This window comes from Polaromonas sp. P4_F4 (assembly GCF_056401355.1).
Window position 1 is genome coordinate 1 of the sequence record NZ_JBFUJO010000052.1, and the last position, 8638, is coordinate 8638.

An 8638-nucleotide genomic window follows, 5' to 3' on the forward strand; every position below is an offset into this window, starting at 1 on the left:
GCGTCTACCCGCGTCTACCCCAACATGGGCTCGCAGGTGCTCATCATGTGTTTTGTGGTGGTCGTCATCGGCGGCATCGGCTCGGTGCGCGGCGCGCTCATTTCTGCGCTGCTGGTCGGGCTGGTCGACACCTTCGGCAAGGTCTTGCTGCCCTCGGTGGCCGGCATGCTGGTCTACATGCTGATGGCCGGCGTACTCCTCTGGAAGCCCGAAGGCTTGTTCAAACAATGAGCGCACAAAAATCCAATCTTGAAGTCCTGCCGCGCGGCGTGCAGGTGGCGCTGGTGCTGGGGCTGATCGCCCTGCTCGCCTTCCCTTTTGCCGGCACCGACTTCTACACCCAGATGGTGACCCGCATGATGATCATGGCGATCTTTGCCATGAGCCTGGACCTGCTGCAGGGCGTCACCGGCCTGGTCTCGCTGGGCCATGCGGCCTTCTTCGGCATCGCGGGCTACGCGCTCGCCTTCCTGATGCCGCAGGGCGAGGCCGTCAGCCTGTGGTGGACCTTGCCGCTGGCGGTGCTGGCCTCGGGCCTGGCGGCGCTGGTCATCGGCTTTTTTGTGGTGCGCACCCACGGCATCTACTTCATCATGGTCACCATGGCCTTTGCCCAGATGGTGTTTTACCTGTTCTTTGACAACAAGGTGCTGGGCGGCTCCGACGGGCTGTACATCAACTTCAAGCCCAGCGCCGAGCTCTTCGGCTGGACGCCGTTCGAGCTGGACGGCAAGCGCACGCTGTACTACTTCACGCTGGCCACCTTGCTGGCGGTCTATGCCTTCTTGCGGCGCCTGCTGTGGAGCCCGTTTGGCCGGGCGCTGGCCGGCATCCGCGTCAACGAGCACCGCATGCGCGCCATGGGCTATGGCACCTTCGGCTACAAGCTGGCGGCCTTCACGCTGGCCGGCAGCCTGGCCGGGCTGGCCGGCTACCTGTGGGGCACGCAAACGGGCTACATCAACCCGGAGCTGATGGGCTTTCACATGAGCGCGCACGCCATCATGATGGTGATCCTGGGCGGCATGGGCAACTTTGCGGGTGCCATCGTCGGGGCCTTTGCCTTTGAGTACCTGCTGCACCTGTTCAAGGACCTGCCCACCCTCGAGGCCGGGGGTGTGGTGGGCCTGGGGGGCGGCAGCGTGAACCTGGGCAAGCACTGGCAGCTGTGGATGGGGCTGTTCATCGTCGCCGTGGTGGTGTTCGCGCCGCGCGGCCTGCTCGGGCTGGTGGAGCGCTTTGCCAAGAACAGCAAAAGCAACAAAGACCAGGCCCGCAACCAGGGAGCGGACCATGGCTGAACTGCTGCTGTCGGCCAAGAAGCTGACCAAACGCTTTGGCGGCCTGGCGGCGGTGAACGACGTCTCTGTCGATCTCTGGCGCAACCACATCCATGCGGTGATCGGCCCCAATGGCGCGGGCAAGTCGACGCTGACCAACCTGCTGTCGGGCGATTTGCCGCCGAGCTCGGGCACGGTCATGCTGGGCGGGCACGACGTCACGGGCTGGAGCCCGGAGAAGATTTCAAACAAGGGCCTGGGGCGCAGCTACCAGAAGACGAATATCTTCCTGCCCTTCACGGTCTGGGAGAACGTGCGGCTGGCCGCGCAGTCGCGCGAGCCGCATGCCGGGCGCTGGCTGCAGCGCGCCGGCCGGATGGCCTCCATCAACGGCCGCGCCGAACGGGCGCTGGAGCTGGCCGGGCTGCARAGCCGCCGGCACAGCATCGCCGGCACCATCAGCCACGGCGAGCAGCGCCAGTTGGAGATCGCCATGACCCTGGCGACGCAGCCGCAGGTGCTGCTGCTGGACGAGCCGCTGGCGGGCATGGGGGTGGCGGAGGCCGAGCGCATGGTGGCGCTGCTGCTGGCCCTGAAGCAGGAGCACGGCATGCTGCTGGTGGAGCACGACATGGATGCGGTGTTTGCGCTGGCCGACCAGCTGACGGTGATGGTCAACGGCCAGGTGATCGCCAGTGGCTCGCCGGCGCAGATCCGGGCCGATGCCGGGGTGCAGGCGGCGTATCTCGGAGAAGAACACGCATGAACACCGATATGAACACCGATTTGTTGATTGATGCGAAAGAAATCCACACCTACTACGGGGCCAGCCACATCCTGCGCGGCATCAATTTCTCGGTGGCGCGCGGCGAGACGATTGGCCTGATGGGGCGCAATGGCATGGGCAAGAGCACCTTGCTCAAGAGCCTGATGGGGCTGGTCAGCCCGCGTGCCGGCTCGATAGCCATCATGGGCCGGCCTATGCTGGGCCGGGCGCCGTATGAGGTGTCGCGCCTGGGCGTGGCCTATGTGCCGGAGGGCCGGGGCATTTTCGGCAACCTGAGTGTGGTGGAGAACCTGAAGATGGCGGCGCGGGCGGGCACGCGGGGCCAGCGCGACTGGACCTATGAGCGGGTGCTGGAGACCTTTCCGCGCCTGAAGGAGCGCCTTAACCATGGCGGGCAGCAGCTCTCGGGCGGGGAGCAGCAGATGCTGACCATTGGCCGGGCGCTGATGACGAATCCGGATGTGCTGATCCTGGACGAGGCGACCGAGGGCCTGGCGCCGCTGATTGCCCGGGACATCTGGCGCATCTGCCAGCTGGTGCGGGAAACAGGTATCTCCAGCGTGATCGTGGACAAGAACTGGAAGCATGTCACGCAGATCACCGACCGCAATGTGATCCTGCTCAAGGGGGAGGTGGTCTTTGAGGGCAGCTCGGCCGAGCTGCACGCCAGGCCTGAACTGCTGGAGCTGTACCTGGGGGTTTGAGAAGCGCGCAGGCGCAATCGACAAAGCGGGCTCCTGCGTGCCTGGTTTGGCAATCTGGATAATCTGGCTGGTTTCAAAAAAACTTTGATATGAAAAAAATCTTCTCCTCGGTCCTCACGACGTTTCTCCTGGCCACACTCTGCACCTTTCCCGGCGCCGGCAACGCGGCGCAGGAAGTTGTTTTTGGACAGGTCGCATCGCAAACCAACCCGGCGTCGGCAGCCAACGCCAAAGGCCTTGTCGTGGGCATCCAGACTTACTTTGCCAAAGTCAACGCCAAAGGCGGCATCGCGGGCAACAAGCTCAAGCTGGTGACGCTTGACGATGACCTGCAGGGCCCGAAAATGCTGGAACTGACCCAACAGCTGGTTGCCGACCCCTCCATTGTTGGCCTGCTGGGCTTCCTCAACAGCGCCGGGCTGGCTGAAATAGCCAAACAGGATTTGCCTGTGAAGGCGGGCATCGCACTGATCACACCGCTTCAGGGTGACAAGAACGTGATCAGCGCCGGGAACGTGTTTCCCCTGCGCAGTGGTTACGCCGACGAAGTCACTGCCTTGCTCAAGGAAGCCAAGAACTGGGAGAAGAACGAAGTAGCGATCGTCAACATGAGCATTGCTTTTGGACCGCCCCTGGCTCAACTGGCAATCCAGCAGGCCAATGCGCAAGGCCTGAAAATCGCAACCCATCAAGTGATTGATGTCAGCCCCGCTGCATTTGACGCCAGCGTTAAAGCGGCGGTTGCAGCAGTGTCCAGGACGCAGCCGAAAGCAGTCCTGGTGCTGGCAGCCGGCAAACCCGCCTCTGAATTCATCAAGGCCTTCCGCGAGGCACCTGGTGGCGCCACGCAAATCTATGGCTTGTCCGTGCTGTTGCACGACGCGCTGGTCAACGCCGTTGGCGCAGACAAGGCGCGGGGTATCGTGTTGAGTCAGGCAGTTCCCTACCCCTTCATTCCAAGCAAGGCCGTCATCAACGAATACCTGACGGACATGAATAAATATGCGGCAGGACAGCCACTCTCCTTCTCAAGCCTTGAGGGCTACCTGGGCGCCAAGATAGCCGCAGAAGCCGTGCAACGGGCCGGCAGTCAACCCACACGAGCGAAAGTCCTGGCGGCGCTGACGAACCTCGGTGAATTCGACCTGGGTGGACTCTATGTCAAATACACGCCAGCCAAACGCCAGGGCTGGGGCGGCGTGGAGCTTTCAATCATCAATGGCCAGGGAGCGTTAAAAAAATAACGCGCAGACGACAAGGCGACAAAGCGACAAAACGATTTCTGCAGCTCAGTCATCAACCCAAGGTGAAGTAAAACTCTGCCCCTTGTCCTTCGACGGCGTGCGCCCAGACCCGCCCGCCGTGCTTGGTGATGATCCGATGGACGGTGGCCAGTCCTATACCGGTCCCCGAGAAATCCGCAAACGAATGAAGCCGCTGGAATGTGTCAAAAAGCTTGTCGGCGTAAGCCATGTCAAATCCGGCGCCGTTGTCCTTGACGAAATAGACTGTCGCGCCATCAACTGCAGGCTCGCAGCCGATCTCAATCCGTGCCGCCGCCTGCTTTGAGGTGAACTTCCACGCGTTGCCCAGCAGGTTATGAATAACGACCGACAACAAGAGAGGATCGCCATACGCCCGCAAACCGTCCTGAATGTGCACCTGCACCACGCGCTCCGGCTCCCACTCTCTGCACTCCTGCTCTACCCGCCGCGCGATGGCCGCAAGGTCGACCTCCTGGAGCCGCAGCGGATCGCGTGACAACTTCGCAAGCGAGAGCAGGCCATCAATCAACTCGCCCATCTGCCGGGCTCCTGCGCGAATCCGGTTCAGGTAGTGTTTTTCCTTCTCGCCAACCTTATCCCCGACCATTCGCTCCAGCAGATGGCTGAATCCATCGATCGTATTCAGGGGCGTGCGCAGGTCGTGTGACACGGAATACGAAAAAGCTTCCAGCTCCTTGTTCACAGTTTCCAGCTCGGCTGTGCGCTGCTGCACACGCTCTTCAAGGTCGGCATTGAGCCGAAGAATTTCGTTCTGCGCCCGCTTCCGCTCGCTGATGTCGCGCTCGACTGCCACCCAATGGGTGAACCAGCCCTTTTCGTCGGCGATGGGCACGATGTCAATCTCCAGCCAGAACGCCTCTCCTGCCTTGGTGTAGTTGATCAGTTCGGCTCGAATCGGCCGCCACTTCTCCATTGCGGAACGGATGCGGTCCAACTCAGCGCGTTGGGTGTTCGGCCCCTGAAGAATCCTCGGTGACTGGCCGATCACCTCTTCGCGGCGATAGCCGGTGCGTCGCTCGAAAGCGTCATTGACGAACACAATACGCGGTCCAGGCTCGTCGATGGGCTCGGCTTCCGTGATCAGCACAATATCGTTCTGGCGGGACACGGCAGTCTCCAGAAGCCGCAACTTTTCCTCGGTCGCCCGGCGTGCCGTGATGTCTTCTGTCACGGCAATGATGTGCGTCGGACGCCGGTCCGCCGAGCGTACAAGGGATACCGTTGAGCGAACCCACACGGCAGCACCACCCTTTTTCAGATAACACTTTTCATCGGTAAAGCTATCGAATTCGCCCGCCAGCATACGGTCCCTCAGAGCGTCATAGCGGGCGCGGTCCTGGGGATGCGTCAGCTCACGCGTATCCATCGTTCGCAACTCGGCCTCCGTGTAGCCAAGGGTCGCGCAGTAGGTGGGATTGGCCATCAGCAGCCGTCCATCGGGTGTGTTCATCACGAGGCCGGATGCAGCGGTACCAAACATCAGCTGAAAAAGCTCCTGGCTGACTTTCAGCTTTTGCTGCACCTCAGCCCGGTGGGTGACTTCTGCCTGCAATTCTTGCGTTCGCACAAGCACACGGCGGCGAATCTGCATATTCCAGGCAAGCACCAGCGTCGTAATCGCGATGATGGCCAAGCCAATGCCACTCATCCAACGAAATAGGCCGGGATCGATGCCCGGTGAGGGCTCATACATCCACCCGTCCAGCGAATAGTCCGTCCGCACCAGACCCAGGTTCGCCAGAGCCTGCGCGATGGCCTCGAATCGGGCCGGGTTCATATGCCCAATCTCCACGACATCCGGCAGCATGAATGGACGCATCTCCCGGGCCTCCCGCAGCAGGGTCTCGCGCGTCAGCCCCCGTTTCGTGACACCGTCCATACCCAGGATCAAACCGACGATTTCATCCTCATGCCTCATGGCGTAGTCCCAGCCTTTGCGGCTGGCGCGCAGGAACGCGGCGGCGTGCCCGGGGGCTTTTTCGACTTCGGACTCCGTCGTGAAGAGAATGTCCCCGTAGAAGTCCACGCCGTAGTCAGCGCTTTTGATGGTCGCCGGCGTAACGCCACGGGCGCTCAACTGCGCTGGCTCCGCCGTGGCGTAGGCCGACATGGCGTCCACCTTGCCGTCGATCAGGTCCTCGAGCCTCCAGGTCTGGGGAAGAATATTGACGAGCTTCGGATCAATGCCATTGTTTTTCAACATGGCGCGCAACTGGATGGCGCCCTGGTCTTCCGACATCATGACCTTCGCGCCAACCAGGTCGCTCAGTTTGCGAATATTGCGATCCTTCCGGCTCATGATCACATAAGGCGAATGCTGGAAAATGGCCGCCATCGCCACAAGGGGACGCCCACTGATCCGGCTTATTAAAAGATCGGAATCGCCAATACCGAACTGGGCGTCACCGCTGAGGACTTTGGCCAGGACCTGTCTGTCCAAGCCACCCTCATTGATCGTGACTTCAAGCCCTTCGTCTCGATAAAAACCTTTCGCTTGCGCGGCGTAATAGCCAGCGAACTGGAATTGATGCAGCCACTTGAGTTGGAGCGTCACGCGCTCTGAAGGCACGGCACCGGACGCACCGAAAGCTGGGCCGACACAAATCGTCCACAGTACCAAGGCCGTCAAAGTGGCGCGCCCTGCCGAATGCCGTCTCACCAAGGTCAGCAAGGACCTTGCGGAAGGGATCAAGCGGGACATCTGTTTTTGTCTGGCACGCACGTTACTCTTTATTCAGTGGCCTATTCAACGGAGCGCTGGTTTTGTTGAATTGATGGCTGTTGAATTGACAGCTGTTGAATGGATGGCTCAGTTTTGATTCATTTTATTCAGATGCTTGCCGGGAGCTGAATCTATTGGAGACTGTGTCTGCCGTGCTGGCGAAGCGCTGCGGGTGGGGCCGCCGCGAGGTAATTGGCTCGATCTGCGTCGAGACCCCGACAGCCTCGAGGCGGGACGACGGGATCGCTGCAAAATAATGTCTGTTATTTATTGAATGAATGATTGAATGGGACGCTGGTCAGACGTTGGCTTGCAAAGTGTTCAGCATTTGCGCACTGGTTGACAGCACCACGCCGCGGCGAACCATGTCATCCAGGAACGCCTGGTGCTGCACTTCAAAGCCGCCGACAGGGCTCATGCAATCGGTGAGCAACACCACTTTGCCTGTCTTGCCGGAGGGAAGGTTCAGGGCGATGTGCTCGGTGGTCGCCTTCACGCAGTGGCTGCTGGCCTCGCCGGCGATGACAAGCAGGTCCGACTGGTCCAGGGAAGCAATCAAGGCCGTGTTGAGTTGCGTCGCGGGGTCTTCTTCATCCGGCACCTCGGCCTGCAGGGCGCTGTAGTGCTCCGTCCAGGGGTTGCTGCCTTTGCTGATTTTCTGCACCATGGCCAGCCGGCTGTCTTCCCAATGGTTGTAGGCGGCCTTTACCGCGGGGTGGACGTTATGGCCCCAGCTGCCGATTTCACAGTGCACCGGCCAGACCATCAGGGTGTAGCGGCCACGCTTTTCCAACTCGTCGATATAGGCCAAGGCTTTCGGCAGCATTGAAGGGTCTTTGGGCGCATAGTCACCCTTGCGCACCTGCGCGGCCGTGATGGGCGTGAACGGCCCCACGGCTTCACCCGCGCCGGTTTTCCAGAAGGTCGGGTGGGCAATGTCAAACCTGTGGTGGGAGTCCAGTGTCACACCGATGGCGGAGATGCCGGAAGCGCCTTCCCGTATCAGCTTCGCCAGGCGCAGCATGTCTGCGTGGGCGCCTGCCACAGGCAAGGCGGGGGAAGTGGCGGCCCCCGTGACAGGGTCGATGGGCCGCCAGTCGGCCGGCAGGTCGCAAAAGTCGTTTTGCGGGTCGATGATCAGAAGCTGTATGGTTTTTTTCATGTGGTCCTCCATTGATCTTGAATGGGTACAACGTGAATTGGTGCAACGCCGTCGACTCTCGCAGCAGCCGGTAGCGGGTAGTGGTTACGCCACCAGGATTCCCTTGGTGGCGCAAACACCGATTCTGGCTTCCATACCTGCAGTGAACCGCAGAAAGTCCGATTCCATGCCATCCGAGAAGATTACTCCGTTGTCCGGCATGCGCGAACGCAGCGTCAGCACTTCCGACTCCCCGATCTCGCCATAGAGCAGGGAAGTCTGGGAAGCCCGGCTGGCGAAAGGCTCCCGCACGGCGAAGATCAGATGATCCGTGTCGCGGGGCATGGGTTCGTAGCCATCGCCCTGCCCATGCCCCACGGCCCTGGCAATACCGACCGAACCCGTGACGATGCTTTTAAGCCAGGCCGTGGAGCCCAGTCCGGTCGAGACGATCAGGCCGGAAGAGGACTGCGCCTCTTTCATTCCCCGAAACTCGATGTCGTAGAGCGCCGACGTATGGCTTTTCGGGCCTATGAACAAATCGTTGACGCCTCTCAGCACCTGGCCGTCAGACAGCGTGGCCTCCGCCATGGTGACCAGCGAGGTGGCGCGGCTGTCCCTGGCCACCCCGGGCAGTACCGCGCCCACCTGCAACGGTTCAAAGGGAAGTAATACGCCGTCCCAGCGTTTGGGTTCCGGGTTCACGCCAACCAGCGGT

The 8638-nt window shown here is 61.2% G+C and carries 9 protein-coding genes; 6 read left to right on the top strand and 3 right to left on the bottom strand.

Translation table 11 applies throughout. From position 1 onward, the window contains the following. The 5 genes from AC1DUR_RS25535 to AC1DUR_RS25555 form a co-directional block, all read left to right on the top strand. Positions 1–231 (top strand): ABC transporter permease subunit (locus AC1DUR_RS25535; RefSeq protein ID WP_477722367.1); only part of this gene is annotated, 231 nt, incomplete at its 5' end. Beyond that, the gene (locus tag AC1DUR_RS25540; RefSeq protein WP_477717814.1) at positions 228–1301 is read left to right on the top strand and encodes a branched-chain amino acid ABC transporter permease; all 1074 of its coding nucleotides are present in this window, start codon (positions 228–230) and stop codon (positions 1299–1301) included. The genes AC1DUR_RS25535 and AC1DUR_RS25540, both read left to right, overlap by 4 nt. After that, positions 1294–2046 (top strand): ABC transporter ATP-binding protein, encoded by a 753-nt coding sequence (locus tag AC1DUR_RS25545; protein ID WP_477722368.1) that lies wholly within the window; start codon positions 1294–1296, stop codon positions 2044–2046. Before AC1DUR_RS25540 ends, AC1DUR_RS25545 begins: the two co-directional genes overlap by 8 nt. After that, positions 2043–2771, top strand: coding sequence for an ABC transporter ATP-binding protein (locus AC1DUR_RS25550; RefSeq protein WP_477717815.1), 729 nt, complete (start codon positions 2043–2045; stop codon positions 2769–2771). The genes AC1DUR_RS25545 and AC1DUR_RS25550 overlap by 4 nt, the downstream gene beginning before the upstream one ends. An 89-nt stretch (positions 2772–2860) precedes the next feature. After that, complete coding sequence (locus AC1DUR_RS25555) at positions 2861–4015, top strand: ABC transporter substrate-binding protein (protein ID WP_477717816.1); 1155 nt, start codon at positions 2861–2863, stop codon at positions 4013–4015. 52 nt (positions 4016–4067) lie between these two features. On the opposite strand, the gene AC1DUR_RS25560 is transcribed toward AC1DUR_RS25555, so the two are convergent. After that, positions 4068–6611 carry an ABC transporter substrate-binding protein gene (locus tag AC1DUR_RS25560; RefSeq protein ID WP_477717817.1) on the bottom strand — a complete coding sequence of 848 codons (2544 nt, stop codon included), beginning with the start codon at positions 6609–6611 and terminating at the stop codon, positions 4068–4070. Here AC1DUR_RS25560 and AC1DUR_RS25565 point away from each other — a divergent pair. Beyond that, positions 6595–6876 carry a hypothetical protein gene (locus tag AC1DUR_RS25565; protein WP_477717818.1) on the top strand — a complete coding sequence of 94 codons (282 nt, stop codon included), beginning with the start codon at positions 6595–6597 and terminating at the stop codon, positions 6874–6876. The two genes, AC1DUR_RS25560 and AC1DUR_RS25565, sit on opposite strands and share 17 nt — an antisense overlap. A gap of 201 nt (positions 6877–7077) precedes the next feature. Here the strand turns inward: AC1DUR_RS25565 and AC1DUR_RS25570 are convergent, their stop codons facing one another. Together AC1DUR_RS25570 and AC1DUR_RS25575 are read right to left on the bottom strand one after the other, a co-directional pair. Further along, a complete protein-coding gene (locus tag AC1DUR_RS25570; RefSeq protein ID WP_477717819.1) occupies positions 7078–7941 on the bottom strand; it encodes a cysteine hydrolase family protein in 864 nt (287 codons plus the stop codon). 84 nt (positions 7942–8025) lie between these two features. Then, positions 8026–8638 (bottom strand): diacylglycerol kinase catalytic domain-containing protein (locus AC1DUR_RS25575; protein WP_477722369.1); only part of this gene is annotated, 613 nt, incomplete at its 5' end.